This window comes from Pseudonocardia sp. NPDC046786 (assembly GCF_040645415.1).
Taxonomy (GTDB): domain Bacteria; phylum Actinomycetota; class Actinomycetes; order Mycobacteriales; family Pseudonocardiaceae; genus Pseudonocardia; species Pseudonocardia kongjuensis.
Window position 1 is genome coordinate 45,526 of sequence record NZ_JBEYYF010000021.1, and the last position, 17,724, is coordinate 63,249.

Sequence of the window (17,724 nt, forward strand, 5' to 3'; positions counted from 1 at the left end):
CCTCGCGGTGCGCGTCCGCGTGAGTGCCCTACGCTGCGGGTCCGTGACCTCCGACACCCCAGCCAGCCCCGACTCCCCGGCCCGGACGGTGGCCGCCGGCTACGCCACCGAGGGCGCCGCGCTCGAACTCGGCACGGTGCTGGTGGACGGCGTCTGCGATCCGGAGGCCCGGGTCCGCATCCCGCTGGCGACGCTGAACCGGCACGGCCTGGTCGCCGGGGCGACCGGCACCGGCAAGACGAAGACGCTGCAGGCGCTCGCCGGCCAGCTCTCCGATCACGGCGTGCCGGTGCTGCTGGCCGACGTCAAGGGTGACCTGTCCGGGATGGCCCGCCCCGGCGAGCCGAACGACAAGATCGACGCCCGGTCCCGGGACACCGGCGACGACTGGACGCCGACCGCCTACCCGGTGCAGTTCCTGTCGCTCGGCGACGGCGGGATCGCGGTGCCGGTCCGGGCGACGATCACCGACTTCGGACCGATCCTGCTGTCCAAGGTGCTCGGGCTCAACGCCACCCAGGAGTCCACCCTGGGGCTGATCTTCCACTGGGCCGACCAGCGCGGGCTGCCGCTGCTGGACACCAAGGACCTGCGGGCGGTGATCACGCACCTCACCTCGGACGAGGGCAAGGCCGAGCTGAAGGGGATCGGCGGGGTGTCGGCGGCCACCGCCGGGGTGATCCTGCGCGCGCTGGTGAACCTGGAGGCGCAGGGCGGCGACACGTTCTTCGGGGAGCCCGAGTTCGATCCGGCCGACCTGATGCGCGTGCTGGACGGCAAGGGCGTCGTGACCCTGCTGCAGCTCGCCGAGCGCGCCGCCCAGCCGGTGCTGTTCTCGACGTTCCTGATGTGGCTGCTCGCCGAGCTGTACGAGGAGCTGCCCGAGGCGGGCGACCTGGACAAGCCGAAGCTGGTCTTCTTCTTCGACGAGGCGCACCTGCTGTTCGCCGATGCGTCGAAGGCGTTCCTGGAGCGCATCGAGCAGACCGTGAAGCTGATCCGGTCCAAGGGCGTCGGGGTGTTCTTCTGCACGCAGCTGCCCACCGACATCCCGAACGACGTGCTGTCCCAGCTGGGCGCGCGGGTGCAGCACGCGCTGCGCGCGTTCACCCCGGAGGACCAGAAGGCGCTCACCCGGACCGTCAGGACCTACCCCCGGTCCGACGTCTACGACCTCGAGTCGGCGCTGACCTCGCTGGGCACCGGCGAGGCGATCGTCACGGTGCTCTCCGAACGCGGCGCGCCGACCCCGGTCGCCTGGACCCGGCTGCGGGCTCCGCGGTCGCTGATGTCCGCGATCGGCGACGACGCGGTGCGCGAGTCCGCCGCCGGGTCGCCGCTGCAGCCGAAGTACGGCGAGGCGATCGACCGGGACTCCGCCTACGAGCAGCTGACCCAGCGGATTGCGGCCGGGCCGGGGGAGGCCGCGACACCGGTCGGCGCGCCGCCGGCGGACGCGGCCCCGCCGCCCCCGCCGGAGCCGTCCGGCGGGTTCCTGTCGAAGATCGGTGACTTCCTGTCGTCGCCGACCGGGCGGCAGATCACGAACACGGTGACCCGGGAGATCACCCGGAGCCTGTTCGGGACCCGCCGGCGGCGCTGACCGCCTGCTCTCCGGTGCGGAAGCCGGCGACGGCGTCCGGGGTGATCTCCGCCATCAGCGCGACGGCGTCGGCCGGGGCCAGGTCGAGCATCAGCACCGATCCGGGACCGGCCGCCGTGGTCGCCTCCAGGGTGAGCACGCCGGCCCGGCGCTGGAACCGGCTCTGCCGGATCCGCCAGCCGATCACGCCGTCGCGGCGCAGCGCCGACGTCGTCCGGACCAGCGAGCCGTGCCGGGCGACCAGATAGCGTGCGTCGAGCCGGTGCCCGAGCGCCCGGTAGCGGTCCAGCCCGAGCGGCACCGCGGCGAGCAGCAGCAGCACCGCGACGACCACCGGCCACACCGGACCGCCCAGGTAGGCGACGACGCCCGCGGCGACCGGCAGCGCCAGCGCAGGGACGGTCGCGCGGACCAGCCGGCGGGTGCGCGCCGTGGCGGGATGCGCCCGCAGTGGCCCGGAGGTGATCGTGGCTTCCGCGCGGGCCGCGGTCGCCGCGACCTCGTGTGCGCGGTCCCGGCGGACCGGTGGGCCGATCGCCCCGCCACCGGTCTCCTCGCCGCCCGCCCCGGCCAGCCCGACCGTGAGCACGCCGGCCTGGGCGCCACGCCCGATCGCCCGGACCAGCAGCGGCTCGGTCACCGTGACCCCGCGCAGACGCTGCTCGGACACCGACAGCGAGCGCCGGGTGAGCAGCCCGCGGCGGACCCGCAGGGTGCCCTCCGGCTCCCGGGTCAGCCGGAAGCCCCACCAGCGTTCGACGAACAGCACGATCGAGCCGGCGACCATCACCGACAGCAGCACCGCCACGCCCAGCAGCGCCGACAGCCAGATCGGCGCGGTGGTCAGCTCACCGGTGACGGCGTCGGCGCCGGGCAGCGTGCGCGGGTCGATGTTCGCCTCCCGCAGCAGGTTCCAGCCTGCCCCGGCGAGCGCACCGATGGCGGCCAGCGAGCTGACGGTCAGCGGGGCGTAGCGCAGCGACGACCAGTCGATCCGGTCGATCTCCTCGGCCGGTTCGGCGTCCGGTCCGGTGCCGGGTGCCGTCCCCGGCCCGGTGTCCGGATCGGACCGGGTGAGCAGCTCGCGGCGCAGACGTTCGGCCTCACCGGTGCTGACGGCGTCCAGATCGAGACCGGAGTCCGATCCGGCGCTCTGCCCGGAGCCGACCTTGACCACGCTCAGCCCGGCCAGCCGGTGCAGCAGCGGAGCGGTGAGATCGACGGTCCGGATCCGGTCCCGCGGGACCGAGCGGCGCTGCCGGTTCAGCAGACCGCTGTGCAGCTCCACCCGCTCCGGGGTGATCCGGTAGCGGGTGGTCCGCCAGCGGATCACCCCGGCCCCGACGGCGAGCAGTGCGATCCCGGCGGCGATCCACAGCTGGGTGGCGCTGCCCCGCCCGGCGCCGAAGATCAGCAGCGCGATCACCGCCGGGGCGAGCTTGACCAGGGCGGTCGCCGGGGCGACGAGCAGCATCATCGCGGGCAGCCGACGCCAGCCGTCGTCCTGGGCGGGGGGTGCGGCGGGCAGTCCGGCCGGGGTCGGGTAGCGCGCCCAGGGCGGCGGGATGCCGGCGGTCTCCCGGTGCGCGGGCGCCGCGCCCGGGCGGCCCGGGGGCAGTCCGTGCACGACAGGTGCGCCCGGGCGCGGGTAGGCCGGTGCGGACGTCGGCCCCGGCGGGGTGCCCGGGTCGGGCACGGCGGGTGCCGGGTGGGGCCGGTCGCCGTCGCCCGGGGTGGCGGGTGCCGGGCCGGGCCGGGCGTTGTCGTCCCACGGCACGGCCGGCCCCGGCACGGCCGGCCCCGGCACGGCCGGGCCCCGGTGCTCGCGCTCGCTCACGTCGCGTCCCCGGGGTGGCGGCCGGTCGTCTCGGTCAGCCGCCGGGCCAGCTCGCGGGCCTCGTCGGCGTCCAGCCCGGCGATCCGGACCGGACCGCGGGCGGACGCCGTCGTCACCGTCACCGTCGCCACCCGCAGCGCCTGCTGCAGTGGGCCGTGCTCGGTGTCGACGGTCTGTACCCGGGGGATGGGCGCGATCCGCCACTCCCGGACCAGCCAGCCGGACCGGTGGTAAACGGCCTCGTCGGTGACCTCCCAGCGGTGCAGCCGGTAGCGCAGGGTCGGCACCACCAGTGTCCCGGCGAGCATCCACAGCACGGTCAGCGTGATCGTCGCGATCAGCAGCCCGTGCCACGGCGCCGCGGGCAGCAGCGACCAGGCGACGCCCTGCCCGACCAGCAGCACGACCGGCGTCGGCACCGCACGCAGCCGCCACCACCAGATCGCGCGCGGACTCACCCGGTTCGCGGGCGGGCGCAGTGGAAGCGGGAGCGCGCCGGCGTCGGCGGCGTCGCCGGTCGTGAGTGGGCCGGTGGCGGTCATGCCCCCACTCTGCCGAACGCGGGCGGGGAGGGCATGTGGCCGCGCCGTCCGGCACGGTGCCGTGTCCGAAAGTGGGGTGGGTGCTCATCGGACGGGAGCGCTCAGGTCGTGGACGACGCTGTCGCCGACCGTCGTCGCGGCGTAGTGCTCGGCGACCCATGCGGCGATCGCAGGGCCGGTGCCGCGCTCGCCGCCGGGCCCGCCGTCGCCGCCGTCGACGAACCAGCGGATCTCGCCGTGCTCGACGTACTGCTGGAACTGCTCGAGGGTGGGGTAGGCGTCGCCGCCGGACCAGCCGCCGATCGCCAGCACCGCGGTGTCGCCGCCGGCGGCGAGCATCATCGACGCGGCCCGCTGCGAGCCGATCGTCGCGGCCGCCCAGCGGGCGTCGCCCGCGGTGCGCAGCAGCTCGGTGAGCTCCGTGCCGGTCGCGGCCTCCCCGGGCCCCGCGCCCCGAGTGCCGCCGTCCGGTCCGCTGCCGGTGCCCTCCGGCATCCCGCCGTCAGCGCGGATCCCGTCAGCGCGCATCCCGCCACCGCCCGGGCCCGCTCCGCCGCTCGGCATCCCACCGGGCCCGCCACCCGCACCGGCCACCTCGGGCCCGGCCGACGGCGTCGAACCGGTGTGCGTGGTCGCGGCGGTCTGCACTGCGTAGGCGGCCGGCGCGGCGGCCCCGGCGAGTACCGCGACGCCGAGCACCACCGCGAGCACCCGGCCCGGCCGGACCAGGCGGGACGGGAGCAGCAGCGCCGCGGCGGCGAGCAGCCCGGCGACCAGCACCACCCACCGCAACCAGGGCAGGAACTCCGGGGACCAGCCCAGCATCACGAACGCCCACACCGCGGTGACCGCCGTCGCGGCCGCGAGCACGGCCCGCGACCACCGCGGGGCACCCGGTCCGAGCAGCGTCCGACCGCCGATCGCGACCAGCGCCGCGATCCCGGGTGCCAGCGCCACCGCGTAGTACGGGTGCACGATCCCGCCCATGAGGCTGAACACCAACACGGTGACCAGCGTCCAACCGCCCCACAGCAGCAGCGACGCCCGGACCGGATCGGTACGGGGCGCCCGCCCGCGTGCCACCAGCGCGGCAACGAGCAGCAGCAGCGCCGCCGGCAGCAGCCAGGACACCTGGGTGCCGAACGCCGCCCCGAACATCCGCAGCAGGCCCGGCTCCCCGCCGAACGACCCGCCCCCGCCGCCACCCGGGCCGCCGCCCGCGCCACCGACGATCCGGCTCAGGCCGTTGTAACCGAGCGCCAGGCCGAGCGGGGTGTTGTCGCCCGACCCGCCGATCCACGGGCGCGCGTCCACCGGCCACAGCGCGACCGTCAACAGCCACCATCCGGCACCGGCGACGATCCCGGCCGCGCCGGCCACCAGCTGCCACGATCTGCGCCACAACCCGCCCGGCGCCGCGCACAGGTACGCCAGGGCCAGTCCGGGCAGCACCAGGAACGCCTGCAACGACTTGGTCAGGAAGGCGACCCCGATCACCAGCCCGGCGGCCACGATCCAGCGGGTGCGGCCGTCGTCGACACCCCGGACGACCAGGTACGCCGCGGCCACCAGCAGCAGCGTGAGCAGCGCGTCCGGATTGTCGAAGCGGAACATCAGGGCGGCGACCGGGGTGAGTGCCAGCAGCGCCCCGGCGAGCAGCCCGGCGCCGTGCCCGGACACCCGGCGGACCGCCGCGTACAGCAGCCACACCGCGGCGACCCCCATCAGCGCCTGCGGCACCAGCAGCGACCACGGGCCGAAGCCGAACAGCCGGGCCGCGATCTCCATCGGCCACAGCGACGCGGGCGGCTTGTCGACGGTGATCCCGTTCGACGGGTCGAGCGAGCCGAACAGGAACGCCGTCCAGTCGTTCGCCCCGGCCTGCACCGCGGCGGCGTAGAACGAGTTCGCGTAGCCGGACGCGCCCAGGTTCCACAGGTACAGCAGACCGGCGCCGACGAGCAGGGCGATCAGCGCGATCGGTTCGCGGCGCCGCCGGCGCGGCGGGGGCGCCGGATCGGCGGCGGTCGCGGGATCGCGGTCGAGGGTGGTCGTCATCGGAGCGCAGCCTCCGTCGGGGCGGTGGTGCTCGCCGGGCGGAACACCCACGAGCGGAACAGGACGAAGCGCAGCACCGTCGCCACCAGGTTCGCGGCGACGATCACCGCGGCCTCGGCGGCGAGCTGTGCGCCCGCGGCCAGCACGCCCAGCAGGGCGAGCGCACCGGTGGTCAGCGCGAGGCCGAGGCCGAACACGATCAGCCCCTGGAACTGGTGGACGGCCAGCCGGTCGCGGCCGCGTACGCCGAAGGTGAACCGGCGGTTCGCGGCGGTGTTCAGGACGGCGCAGAGCAGCAGCGCGACGACGTTCGCCGCGATCGGCCCGAGCACGCCGCGCAGCGCGAGGAACAGCGCCACGTTCGCCACCGTCGAGACGACGCCGACCGCGGCGAAGCGGGCCAGCTGCACCGGCAGGCCACGCGGCACGCCCGGGACCCGCGCCGGGTCGGCCCGGCCGGGCCGGGTGCCGATCTCCGCGAGCGGCAGCGTCCCGGTGGCCAGCGCCCGCCCGAGCCGCCAGACGCCCTTGAGGTCCTCGATCGCGGTCGGCACGATGTCCACCCGCGAGTCCGGGTCGTCCACCCAGTCCACCGGGACCTCGTGGATGCGCAGGCCCGCCCGCTCGGCCAGCACCAGCAGCTCGGTGTCGAAGAACCAGCCGGCGTCCTCGACCAGTGGAAGCAGCCGGCGCGCGACGTCGGACCGGATCGCCTTGAACCCGCACTGGGCGTCGGAGAACCGGATGGCGAGCGCACCGCGCAGGATCAGGTTGTAGCCGCGCGAGACGATCTCCCGCTTGAGGCCGCGGACGACCCGGGAGCCGCGGCCGAGCCGGGTGCCGATCGCCAGGTCCGAGTGCCCGGACACCAGCGGCGCGACCAGCGGGAGGAGGGCGTCGAGATCGGTGGACAGGTCGACGTCGCAGTAGGCGAGCACGTCGGCGTCCGAGGTGGACCAGACCGCCTGCAGCGCGTGGCCACGGCCCTTGCGCTCCAGCCGGACCGCGCGGACCCCGGGGATCTCGGCGGCCAGCCGGCGCGCGATCACCGGCGTGGCGTCGGTGCTGGCGTTGTCGGCGATGGTGATCCGGAAGGTGTAGGGGAACCCGGCCGTCAGGAAGGCGTGCAGCCGGCGGACCGACGGCTCCAGGTCGGTCTCCTCGTCGAACACCGGGACGACGATGTCCAGCACCGTGCGCGCGGGACCGTCGTCGACGGGGAGCCGGTCCTCGCCCGGCGGGCGGATGCCGGTCGGCGGACCGGTCACGACTGGGGTCATGGCCGCAACCGTCGTCCCCGGCGCTGTCGTGATCATGTGGTCGACCTGTGCGCCGGCTGTGCGTGCCGCATCGCCGGCTGCGACGCCGGTCACGACGCATCCCCGGACAGGTCGTAGAGGGTGACGCCGTCGACCGTGCGGGCCGGGAAGGTCGCCTCCACCCAGGCGGCGATCTCGGCGGCGGCGTCGCTGCCACCCGAAGCGGAACCGGTGCGGCCGGCGCCGCCGACGAACCAGTGCACCCGGCCCTCGGCGACCATCGACCGGAACAGGTCGAGCGTGGGGTAGGGATCGGTGCCGTTGAACCCGCCCAGCGCGAGGACCGGGCGGCCGGACGCGAGCTGGTACCCCGCGGCCTGGTTGGAGCTCACCGCGGCGGCCGCCCAGGTGTAGGAGTCGGCGTCGTCCTGGAGCAGGGTGGTGACCCGGGCGGACGGGGTGGGGGCGCTCAGGATGCCGCCCGGGCCGCCGGATCGGAGGCCGCCGCCCGGAAGACGGCCGCCCCCGGGGCCGGAGCCGCCACCGGTGCTGCCGCTGCTGCCGGTGCCGGTGCTGCTGCCGCCAGCCTGCCCGGTGGTGCTGCCGGTCCCGCCGGCACCGGTGCCGCTCGCGCCCGGCCCGGCGGTGCCGTTCGCGCCCGGCCCGGCGGTGCCGCTCCCGCCCGGCCCGGCGGTGCCGTTTGCGCCCGGCCCGGCGGTGCCGCTCCCGCCCGGCCCACCCATGCCGAGCCCGCCCCGACCCACCGGTCCGCCGCCGTACCCGGCGGGCCCGGACGCCGGGATCGCCCCGCTGTGCGTGGTCGCCGCGGTGGCGACCGACCACGCCGCCGTCCCGGCCAGTCCGGCGAGCACGGCCAGCGCGACCACCCCCGGCGGCGAGCACCCGGGGCATCCGGTGCACCCCGGTCAGCGCGGCGGCCGCGAGCAGCCCGCCGAGCACGATCGTCCAGGGCAGCCAAGGCAGCCAGCCCGTCGCGTCCGTGAGCAGAGCAGCGGACCAGAACGCGGTCACCGCGACCGTCGCCGCGAGCAGCACCCGCGACGACGCCGCGGCCCGGTCCCGCCACAGCACGGTGGCGCCGATCCCGACCAGCGCGGCGACGGCCGGGGCGAGCGCGACGGTGTAGTAGCCGTGCACGATCCCGGCCATGAAGCTGAAGGTCAGGCCGGTGACCAGCAGCCAGCCGCCCCACAGCAGCGTGGCGGCGCGCAGCGGATCGGTGCGCGGCGCCCGCCGGGTCCGCCACAGCAGCACCCCGAGCAGCAGCAGCGCCGCGGGCAACAGCCAGGACGCCTCGCCGCCCATCTCCGATCCGAACAGCCGCAGGATCCCGGTCTCGCCCCAGCCGCCGTTCCCGCCGACCGAGCCGACCTCGTCGCCGGTCAGCCGGCCCAGGCCGATGTAGCCGAACACCAGCTCCAGCACGCTGTTGGTCTGCGAGCCGCCGATGTACGGGCGGTCCGCGGCCGGCCACAGCTCGACGACCGCGACCCACCAGCCCGCCGGCACCAGCAGCGCGACGCCGGCCGCGAGCAGCGCCCGGATCCGCGGCCACCACGGCACCGGCGCCGCCAGCAGCCACACCAGGGTGAACGCCGGCAGCACCAGGAACGCCTGCAGCATCTTGACCAGGAAGCCGTACCCGACGAGCGCCCCGGCCAGCACCAGCCAGCGGGTGCGGCCCTGCTCGACGGCCCGGGTGAGCGCGTACGCGGCCCCGGTCAGGACCAGTACCAGCGCGGCGTCCGGGTTGTCGAAGCGGAACATCAGCACCGCGACCGGGGTGAGTGCGAGGACCACCCCGGCGAGCAGCCCGGTGCCGGGCCCGGCGACCCGGCGGACGGTCGCGTACAGCAGCGCGACCGAGCCGACGCCCATCAACGCCTGCGGGACCAGGATGCTCCAGCTGCTCAGGCCGAACAGCCGCACCGACAGCCCCATGATCCACAGGGCGCCGGGCGCCTTGTCCACGGTGATGCCGCCCGCCGCGTCCGAGGCGCCGAAGAACCACGCCGACCAGCTCTGCGCACCGGCCTGCGCCGCGGCGGCGTAGAACGCGTTCGCCCAGCCGGACCGGGACAGGCCCCACAGGTACAGCAGCGCCGTCCCGGCGAGCAGGACGGCGAGCGGCAGGTGCCGGAGCCGGTGCGACGGGCTGGGGAAGTGGGCTGGGATGTCCGGACAGACCCGGTCCAGGGTGCTGGTCACGTGCACCGACGCTCGTCGGGCCGGCTGTGCCGCAGCGGTGGCCGACCTGTGCACCGGCTGTGTGTCGGCCGGCGGCACGGAGGACGATGCCCCGATGACCGGGCCCGACCTGCCGACCGTGCGGCTGCTGCTGCGCCCGTGGACGCCGGAGACCGCGGCCGCCGTCGTCGCCGGGGCCCGCCGCGACGGCTGGGCCGCCGACTTCCCCGCGGACGGTGACCGGGTCGTCGCCCGGCTGCTCGCGGACGAGCCGGACGGCCCCGGCTGGGGCCGCTACGGGCACCGGCTGCTGGTGGAACGGGCCAGCGGGCTCGTCGTCGGCGGGGCGGGCCTGTTCCCGGACGGCGACGGCGGGCTGGAGGTCGGCTACGGCGTCGTCGCGTCCCGGCGCGGTCGCGGGTACGCCGTGGAGGCGGCCCGGGCGCTGGTCGAGCTGGCCAGGGCCGGCGGGGTGCGGCGGATCGTGGCCGGCGTCGAGCCCGGCAACGACGCCTCGGTCCGGGTCCTGGAACGGCTCGGCATGCAGCACACCGGCACCGTCGACGGCGTCGACCGGTACGCCCTGCCGTGAACCCGGCCGCGCGCGCACGACGACTAGGGTCGGGACGTGCACCGTCCCCGACTCGTCGCCCTGGACATCGACGGCACGATCGTCGACGGCCGGAACCCGCCGAGCCCGGCCGTGCACGCGGCGATCGCCGCGGCCGCCGAGCACGCCGAGGTGATGCTCTGCACCGGCCGCACGGTGATCGGCGCCGCCGTCGCGCTCGACCAGATCGGGCTCACCGGCGGCGTCACGCTGACCTCGAACGGCGCCGTCGAGATGGACACCGCGTCCCGCGAGGTGCTCTCGGTGGCCCGGTTCGACGTCACCGCCGCCCTGGGCCGGCTGCGCGAGCTGTTCCCGGACGCGGTGTTCGCCGCCGAGCACGTCGGCGTCGGCCAGCGGGTCAGCGGCCCGTTCCCGGACGGCCTGCTGGCCGGCACCGTCACCGAGGTCGGGCAGGACGGGCTGCTGCTCGAACCGACCCCGAAGCTGATCGCCTACTGGCCGGGGCGCACCCCCGCCGAGACCGCGGCCCGGGCCGCCGCGCTCGACGTCGACGGCACCACCATGACCCTCGACCACGAGCTGCCCTGGGTGACGCTGGTCCCGGCCGGGGTGTCCAAGGCGTCCGGCCTGGCCAGGGTGGCCGCCCGGCTGGGCATCGACCGGTCCGAGGTGCTCGCCGTCGGCGACGGCGACAACGACCGCGAGATGCTGCGCTGGGCCGGGCACGGGATCGCGATGGGGCAGGCGCCCGCCGAGGTGCTGGCCGACGCCGACGCGACCACCGGACCGGTCACCGACGACGGCCTCGCCGCCGCGCTGCGCCGGTTCTTCTAGCCGCGCAGGGCGACCGGCGCGGCCGCGACCAGCGGCGTCGTCGGTTCCAGGGCGGCACCGCAGGACGGCGGCCGCGGCGGCAGGCTGCTGTCGCTGCGCACGTCCACCGACCACCGGCGGCCGTCGCGGGCCCGGACGACGACCGGACCGGGACCGTCCACCGGCTGCACGAGCAGCGCGCCGGCGTCGCCGATCCCGGTGTGCTCGCGGACCGCCAGCTCGGCGACCTGCGCGACCGGATCCAGCCCGGCGTGCCCGCGGCAGGACCACGGATCGACGTTGCCGCCGCCCGCCGCCTTGAGCGCGGACAGCGCGCTGCCGGTGTCCAGCCTGCCGTAGGCGTAGCCGGTGGGCAGCACCAGCGCGGTCGGCGCGAACCGGTGCCCGCCCAGGTGCGTGCACTCCCAGACGTCGGCGTCCTCGGCGGCCACCTCCGCGGCCAGCGCCCGCCCGTGCACGGCGCAGCACACGTCGCGCCTGCCGTGCGCGCAGACCAGCATCACCGGATCGGTGACCGGCTCCCCGGCATCGGGCTCGAACGTGATGCCGGCCAGGTCGTCGGTGCTGCAGACGGTGCGGCGGGTCACCCGGGACGCGCCCGGCGCGAGATCGGCGACGTAGACGGTGCGCGCCCCGTCGCAGTCCCGGCCGGCCCGGCCGGTGCGCCGGATCAGCAGCAGCACGACACCGTCGCCGCGCAACCGGTGGAACAGCTCGGTGACATCGGGATCGGGATGTCCGGCGACCGTGCGCGGCCAGGCACCCACGTGCTCCACGGCGACCAGCCGGGGCGCCGCCGGTGCGGTACCGGCGAGCGGTTCGCCTGCCGTGCCGCTCAGGGCCGCGCAACCGGTGCCCGGGCGGCCAGGAGCGGGCGCAGAACCGCGCTGCGCGTCCGTCACCGTCATCGGGACAGTGTAGGGAAGGGCAGCCTAAGTTCAAGACGGGGCAGGCTGCGCCACCCGGTTGGGGGTCACCCCCGCCCGGGCAGCTCCGCCCGCAGGACCTTGCCGGTCTGGTTGCGCGGTAACGCCTCCAGGAAGTGCACGTCCCGCGGGACGGCGAACTTCGCCAGGTCGGAGCGGACCTTCTCGCGGATCGTGTCGGCCGTCACGTCCCCGCCGGGATCGCGCACCACCCACGCGGCGAGCCGCTGGCCGTACTCGTCGTCGTCGACGCCGAGCACGCACGCCTCGCGGACGCCCGGCATGCCGGACACCAGGTCCTCCACCGGCCCGGGGTGCACGTTCTCCCCGCCGGAGACGATCATGTCGTCGGCCCGGCCGGTCAGGAACAGCCTGCCCTGCTCGTCGAGGTGCCCGACGTCGCCGGTGCCGAGCAGCCCGTCGCGCTCCTCCAGGCCCGCCTCGCCGCCGGTGTAGCCGTCGAAGGGCAGGTCGTTGCCCACGAACACCCGGCCCTCGACGCCCGTCCCGGCGGGCTCGTCGTGCTCGTCCAGGATCACCAGCGTGGTCCCGGCCGGGGCGCGGCCCGCGGTGCCGGGCGCGTCGCGCAGGTCCTCCGGCCCGGCGATCGAGACCCAGGAGACCTCGGTGGAGCCGTACAGGTTGTAGAGGCAGTCACCGAACCGGTCCATGAACGCCGTCGCCTGCCCGCCCGGCAGCGCCGAACCGGAGACGGCGACGATCCGCGGGGCGTGCGCCGAACCCCAGCCGTCGGCCCCCGACTCGAGCACCCGCTGCAGCATCACCGGCACCGCGAACACCGTGGTGCAGCGGCGCTGCGCCACCGCGCCGAGGAAACCCTCCGGGGTGAACCGGCGGCGCAGCACGACCGTCGAACCGTGCAGTGCGGCCAGCAGCAGGCCGGCGTTGCCCCAGGTGTGGAACAGCGGCGCGGCGATGTGCACCGGCTCCGCCGCGCGCAGCGGGATCGCCGAGAGGATCGACGCCGCCGGGGCGAGGGTGGACGGGTGCGGCCGCTTGGCGCCCTTCGGGGTTCCGGTGGTGCCCGAGGTCAGCACGATCTGCTTCGACGGCTCCGGCCGGAACGGCAGCTCGCCCGGCCCGCTGCGGGCGATCATCGAGCCGAGATCGTCCAGCGCCCGGTCGCCCGCCGGCCGCGGACCGTCCGGTGTGGACGTCAGCACCACCCGTGGCCCGGCCGGGACGACGTCGAGGAAGTCCTCGTCGGTGACGACGGTGTGCAGCCCCTGCTGCTCCTGTACGCCGCGCAGCTGCTCGGCCGACAGTCCGGTGTTGACCAGGACCACGTCGGCGCCCACCTTGCCGGCGGCGATCATCGCCTCGATCGGGGCGCGGGCGTTGCGGCACAGCACGCCGACCGGCGCACCGGGCCCCGCGCCGGAGTCGAGCAGGGCCAGCGCCAGCCGGTCGGTGCGCTCCTCCAGCTCGGCGTAGGTGGTGACGCCGTCGTCGTCGACGACCGCCAGCCGGTACGGGTGCCGGGCGGCGCCGACCGCGAAGGCCGCGGTGATGCTGTGGCCGTAGCGCACCAGCGCCCGGCCCATGCCGAACAGCCGGCCGGGCCCGACCGGGCGGACCACGCCGGACCGGGCCAGCGCGACACCTGCCCGCGCCGTGCCGCTGCCCAGCTCGTAGGCGGTGCGGGCGGTGCCGGTCAGGTTCCGGATCAGCGGGGAGGCGGCCATGAGCCGCAGTCTCGCAGGCACATCCGGGTGGTCGCCGGACCCGTTGCGGTGATCTGTGTCAGAGGTCACTGGGTGTGTCCGTCATGTTTCGTAGGGTGAATACGAAGTATCTGTCGGTGACCCACCGGTCGCCGCCCTCCCAGCACACACCGTCGGGGATCCTGATGCGTCTGTACCTGCCTGCCCGCACGTCCGCCACCGGCGCGACCCTCGTCCGGGCCGGTCGTCCGGCCAAGGCCATGCCCGGTTTCGGCGGTATCGCCGGTGTCTGCCGGTGCGGCGAGGCCCGGCCCGCCGACGTCCGCACCCTGCCCTGGCGGGACTGTCCGTCCTGCACCCCGCAGCGGGTGCGCGCGGGCCGCTGAGCATGCCGGGAGCGCCGGTTCGTCGTCGACTGCGTCGGTGAGCGGGCCGGGCTGGTGGAGCTCGACTACATCCACCGCAACGCCGAGTTCCAGATCATCGTGCATCCCGGCTTCCAGGGCCGCGGGCTGGCCGCCCGGGCGACCGCCGCCGCCCTCGACCACGCCTTCGGCGTGCTGAGCCTGCACAAGATCTACCTGGTCGTCGACGTCGAGAACCCCCGGGCGGTGCGGGTCTACGAGAAGACCGGTTTCACCGTCGAGGGGACGCTGCGCGAGGAGTACTTCGCCGGCGGGCGCTACCGGGACGCCCACCGGATGGCGATCCTGCAGCGCGAGTACCTCGGCCGGAGCTGAACCGGGCCCCCGGGGGTCCGGACCGGCCGGCGGGGAGGGGGGCCCGCCGGCCGGCCCGGGGAGCGCCTGCCGCGGGCATGCGGCCGGCGTCCGGCGGGTCACCGCCACCCGGGGCGCCGCGGGCCGGGAACCGGCCCGCCGGGGCGGCCGCAGCCGCGTCCACCCGCGTGACGAAGACACCGCCGAACCCTACTCGCCGGTGGTGTCGCCATGTCAACGTATGCCTCGGAGGAGCCTGTGAGCTGCAGAGATCATGACCCTGCCGGTTCGGTTCCGATGTCGCCGTCGGTGTCCTGCCCGGCGTGTCACCGTTGACCGACGACGGCCGGTCCCGGTTCGTGACGGGAGGCCGGACCGGGCGTCCGCGAGTAGGCTCCCCGGCGATGTCCGGATCGTCGTCCACGGGGGACGTGTACCCGATCGACCGGCTCGCGGCGCAGGCCGGGATGACCGTGCGCAACGTGCGCGCGCACCTGTCCCGCGGCCTCGTCCCGCCGGGCGAGATGCGCGGGCGCACCGCCTGGTACGGCCCCGAGCACCTGGCCCGGCTGGAGCTGATCTCCGGCCTGCAGCGGCGCGGGTTCTCGCTCGCCGCGATCGGCGTCCTGATCAACCAGACGCCCTCGGGCAGCGCCGAGGACGCGCTGCGCCTCTACCGCGGGATGCTCGCGCCCTGGCAGCCCGAGGAGCCGGTCGAGATCGACGAGGACGACTTCGCGTGCTGGGCGGGCACCGAGCTGCCCGCGGCGGCGACCGCCCGGCTCGCCGGGTCCGGGCTGGTGGAACGCCCCCGGCCGGGCCGGCTGCGGATCCTGAACCCGTCGATGGTGCGGGCCGGGGCGCACGCCGTCGCGCTCGGGCTGTCGCCGGACGCCGTCGTCGAGGTCGGGGTGCAGCTGCAGGAACGCACCCGGGAGATCGCCGAGGTGTTCGTCGGGCTGTTCCGCGACGAGGTGTGGCGCCGGCACGTCGAGGCCGGGCTGCCGCGCAGCGGCGTCGCCGACCTGCGGACCGCGGTGGAGGCGCTGCAGCCGGTGGCGACCCAGTCGCTGCTCGGCGCGTTCCGGCAGACCATGCAGGAGGCCATGGACGACTTCATCCGGAAGCTGTCCGAGGACCTCGCACCCGCCGACCGGTCATCCGCCGACCGGTAGCTCCACCCCGAACGTGGTCCGGCCGGGCTCGCTGTGCACCGACACCGTCCCGCCGTGCGCGGCCACCACCGCGGACACGATTGCCAGGCCGAGGCCGGTGCCCGCGGTGCCGTTCCCGGCCCGGCTGCGGCCCTCGTCGCCCCGGACGAACCGCTCGAACACCCGCGGTGCCACCTCCGGCGGGATGCCCGGGCCGTCGTCGGTCACCTGCAGCCGCACCCGGTCCGGGGCGGGCCGGTCCAGTTCCACCGTCACCGACGTGCCGGGCGGGGTGTGCGTGCGCGCGTTCGCCAGCAGGTTGGTCACCACCTGGGCCAGCCGGTGCTCGTCGCCGGTCACCGTCACCGGCTCGTCCGGCAGCCGGGGCGACCACCGGTGCTCCTTGCCGGCGACGTGCGCGTCCCCGACGCCGTCGAGCACCAGCCGGGTCAGGTCCACCTCGGTGCGCTCCAGCGGACGGCCCGAGTCCAGCCGGGCGAGCAGCAGCAGGTCCTCGACCAGCGCGCTCATCCGCTCCGCCTGCGAGGAGATCCGGACCAGCGCGTGCGCGGTGCCCGGCGGCACCGGATCGGGTTCCCGGCGGGACAGCTCGGCGTAGCCGCGGATCGCGGCCAGCGGGGTGCGCAGCTCGTGGCTGGCGTCGGCGACGAAGCGGCGCAACCGGGTCTCCGACTCCTGCCGCGCCGCGAGCGCGCCCTCGACGTTGTCCAGCATGTGGTTCAGCGCGGTGCCGACCTGGCCGACCTCGGTCCGCGGGTCCGGATCGGGCACCCGCGCCACCAGGTGCACCTCGCCGCGGTCCAGCGGCAGCGCGCCCACCCCGGCCGCGACGTCGGCGACCCGCTCCAGCGGCCGGAGCTCGCGGCGCACCAGCACCGCCGCCCCCAGCCCGGCCAGCAGCACCGCGCCGCCGAGCACCACGATCTCGGTGACGAGCAGCCGGCTCACCGTGTCGGCCGCGCTGTCCGGCTGCGCGACGAGGTAGGTCGTCGTGCCGTCGGTATAGGCGATCGAGCGGAACGGGCCGGAGGACAGCGTGACGTCGTGCGGGGCGGCGTCGGCCGGGGTGGCCTGCAGCGCGGCGAGATCGTCGGCGGGCACCGCCGTGCTGCCGCCGCGCCGGGCCTGTTCGGCGCGGACGACCCGGTCGTCGCGGAACACCGCGCCCACCGAGTCCGGGCCCTGCCCGGGGCCGAGCAGGAAGCCCTCGTCGGGCGGCCCGGTGCCGGTCTCCGGGCTGCCGCCGTCGGGTGCGGTGCGGTACCCGTCGACGCCCTCCGGCTGCGGGACGACGCCCGCGCCGGGCGGCCGGCCGGTCTGCCGGGCGACGAACCCGTCCAGCGCGACGACGAGCTCCCGGTCCTGCCGGGACGACAGGTAGTGCTCCAGGGAGACCGTCGTCGCGACCCCGATCGCGACGCAGGCCACGGTGAACACCAGCAGCACGGTGAGCACCAGCCGGGCCCGCAGCGAGCGGACCCGGCCCGACATCCGGGTCACGACCACGTCGGTCAGCCCGCCGCCGGCCGCAGCACGTACCCGGCGCCGCGCACCGTGTGGATCATCGGCTGGTACCCGGCATCGATCTTCTTGCGCAGGTAGGAGACGTAGAGCTCGACCACGTTGGACTGGCCGCCGAAGTCGTAGTTCCACACCCGGTCGAGGATCTGTGCCTTCGACAGCACCCGGCGCGGGTTGCGCATCAGGTACCGCAGCAGCTCGAACTCGGTGGCCGTCAGGTCGATCCGGCGGTCACCGCGGCGCACCTCGTGCGCGTCCTCGTCGAGCACCAGGTCGCCGACGACCAGCTCGGAGGAGCGCTGTGCGGCCGCCATCCCGGCCCGGCGCAGCAGCCCGCGCAGCCGGGCGACCAGCTCCTCCAGCGAGAACGGCTTGGTCACGTAGTCGTCGCCGCCCGCGGTCAGCCCCGCGATCCGGTCCTCCACGGCGTCCCGGGCGGTCAGGAACAGCACCGGCACCTCCGGGGTGTCGGCGCGCACCCGGCGCAGCACCTCGACGCCGTCGATGTCGGGCAGCATCACGTCGAGCACGATCGCGTCCGGTCGGAACTCGCGCGCCAGCCGCACGGCGGTGCCGCCGTCGCCCGCGGTGCGGACCTCCCAGCCCTCGTAGCGCAGCGCCATCGACAGCAGGTCCGACAGGGTCGCCTCGTCGTCCACCACCAGCACCCGGATCGGGCTGCCGTCGGCGCGGACGAGCGCGCCGTCGCGCGGAGCCCGGGTGGTCACCTCGGTCATGCTAGGAGCACATCGCAGGAACCTGTGGACCGGCTGTGCGCGGGCT

The 17,724-nt window shown here is 75.8% G+C and carries 13 protein-coding genes and 2 pseudogenes; 6 read left to right on the forward strand and 9 right to left on the reverse strand.

Translation table 11 applies throughout. From position 1 onward, the window contains the following. Positions 1-43 precede the first annotated feature (43 nt). The gene (locus tag ABZ881_RS23060) at positions 44-1,603 is read left to right on the forward strand and encodes a helicase HerA-like domain-containing protein (protein WP_358487580.1); all 1,560 of its coding nucleotides are present in this window, start codon (positions 44-46) and stop codon (positions 1,601-1,603) included. On the opposite strand, the gene ABZ881_RS23065 is transcribed toward ABZ881_RS23060, so the two are convergent. The 5 genes and pseudogenes from ABZ881_RS23065 to ABZ881_RS23085 form a co-directional block, all read right to left on the reverse strand. Continuing rightward, positions 1,566-3,440 (reverse strand): PH domain-containing protein, encoded by a 1,875-nt coding sequence (locus ABZ881_RS23065; RefSeq protein ID WP_358487582.1) that lies wholly within the window; start codon positions 3,438-3,440, stop codon positions 1,566-1,568. The genes ABZ881_RS23060 and ABZ881_RS23065 overlap by 38 nt on opposite strands. After that, on the reverse strand, positions 3,437-3,982 hold the full coding sequence (locus ABZ881_RS23070) for a PH domain-containing protein (RefSeq protein WP_358487584.1): 546 nt from the start codon (positions 3,980-3,982) through the stop codon (positions 3,437-3,439). The genes ABZ881_RS23065 and ABZ881_RS23070 overlap by 4 nt, the downstream gene beginning before the upstream one ends. An 84-nt stretch (positions 3,983-4,066) precedes the next feature. Then, positions 4,067-6,040 carry a glycosyltransferase family 39 protein gene (locus ABZ881_RS23075; protein WP_358487586.1) on the reverse strand — a complete coding sequence of 658 codons (1,974 nt, stop codon included), beginning with the start codon at positions 6,038-6,040 and terminating at the stop codon, positions 4,067-4,069. Then, positions 6,037-7,320, reverse strand: coding sequence for a bifunctional glycosyltransferase family 2/GtrA family protein (locus tag ABZ881_RS23080; protein WP_358487588.1), 1,284 nt, complete (start codon positions 7,318-7,320; stop codon positions 6,037-6,039). The genes ABZ881_RS23075 and ABZ881_RS23080 overlap by 4 nt, the downstream gene beginning before the upstream one ends. A gap of 89 nt (positions 7,321-7,409) precedes the next feature. Beyond that, positions 7,410-9,495: pseudogene (locus ABZ881_RS23085) on the reverse strand (glycosyltransferase family 39 protein). 127 nt (positions 9,496-9,622) lie between these two features. On the opposite strand from ABZ881_RS23085, the gene ABZ881_RS23090 reads away from it, so the two are divergent. Further along, positions 9,623-10,099: a GNAT family N-acetyltransferase gene (locus tag ABZ881_RS23090; protein WP_344023542.1), complete on the forward strand. Its 477-nt coding sequence runs from the start codon at positions 9,623-9,625 to the stop codon at positions 10,097-10,099. A gap of 36 nt (positions 10,100-10,135) precedes the next feature. Next, positions 10,136-10,915, forward strand: a complete 780-nt coding sequence (locus ABZ881_RS23095) for an HAD family hydrolase (protein ID WP_358487589.1) — start codon at positions 10,136-10,138, stop codon at positions 10,913-10,915. Here ABZ881_RS23095 and ABZ881_RS23100 read toward each other — a convergent pair. Next, positions 10,912-11,823, reverse strand: a complete 912-nt coding sequence (locus ABZ881_RS23100; RefSeq protein ID WP_358487591.1) for a sucrase ferredoxin — start codon at positions 11,821-11,823, stop codon at positions 10,912-10,914. The genes ABZ881_RS23095 and ABZ881_RS23100 overlap by 4 nt on opposite strands. 65 nt (positions 11,824-11,888) lie before the next feature. Then, entirely contained in the window at positions 11,889-13,547 is a 1,659-nt protein-coding gene (locus ABZ881_RS23105) for an AMP-binding protein (protein ID WP_358487592.1), read from the reverse strand. A 164-nt stretch (positions 13,548-13,711) separates the two neighbouring features. On the opposite strand from ABZ881_RS23105, the gene ABZ881_RS23110 reads away from it, so the two are divergent. The 3 genes and pseudogenes from ABZ881_RS23110 (at position 13,712) to ABZ881_RS23120 (ending at position 15,420) form a co-directional block, all read left to right on the forward strand. After that, positions 13,712-13,912, forward strand: coding sequence for a hypothetical protein (locus tag ABZ881_RS23110; protein WP_358487593.1), 201 nt, complete (start codon positions 13,712-13,714; stop codon positions 13,910-13,912). Positions 13,913-13,939: 27 nt separating this feature from the next. Further along, positions 13,940-14,266: pseudogene (locus ABZ881_RS23115) on the forward strand (GNAT family N-acetyltransferase); the annotation flags it as partial. Positions 14,267-14,649: 383 nt separating this feature from the next. Continuing rightward, the gene (locus ABZ881_RS23120) at positions 14,650-15,420 is read left to right on the forward strand and encodes a MerR family transcriptional regulator (protein ID WP_358487594.1); all 771 of its coding nucleotides are present in this window, start codon (positions 14,650-14,652) and stop codon (positions 15,418-15,420) included. Here ABZ881_RS23120 and ABZ881_RS23125 read toward each other — a convergent pair. Beyond that, the gene (locus ABZ881_RS23125; protein WP_358487655.1) at positions 15,403-16,911 is read right to left on the reverse strand and encodes a HAMP domain-containing sensor histidine kinase; all 1,509 of its coding nucleotides are present in this window, start codon (positions 16,909-16,911) and stop codon (positions 15,403-15,405) included. The two genes, ABZ881_RS23120 and ABZ881_RS23125, sit on opposite strands and share 18 nt — an antisense overlap. A gap of 20 nt (positions 16,912-16,931) precedes the next feature. Beyond that, positions 16,932-17,669 (reverse strand): response regulator transcription factor, encoded by a 738-nt coding sequence (locus tag ABZ881_RS23130; protein ID WP_358487595.1) that lies wholly within the window; start codon positions 17,667-17,669, stop codon positions 16,932-16,934. Positions 17,670-17,724 lie beyond the last annotated feature (55 nt).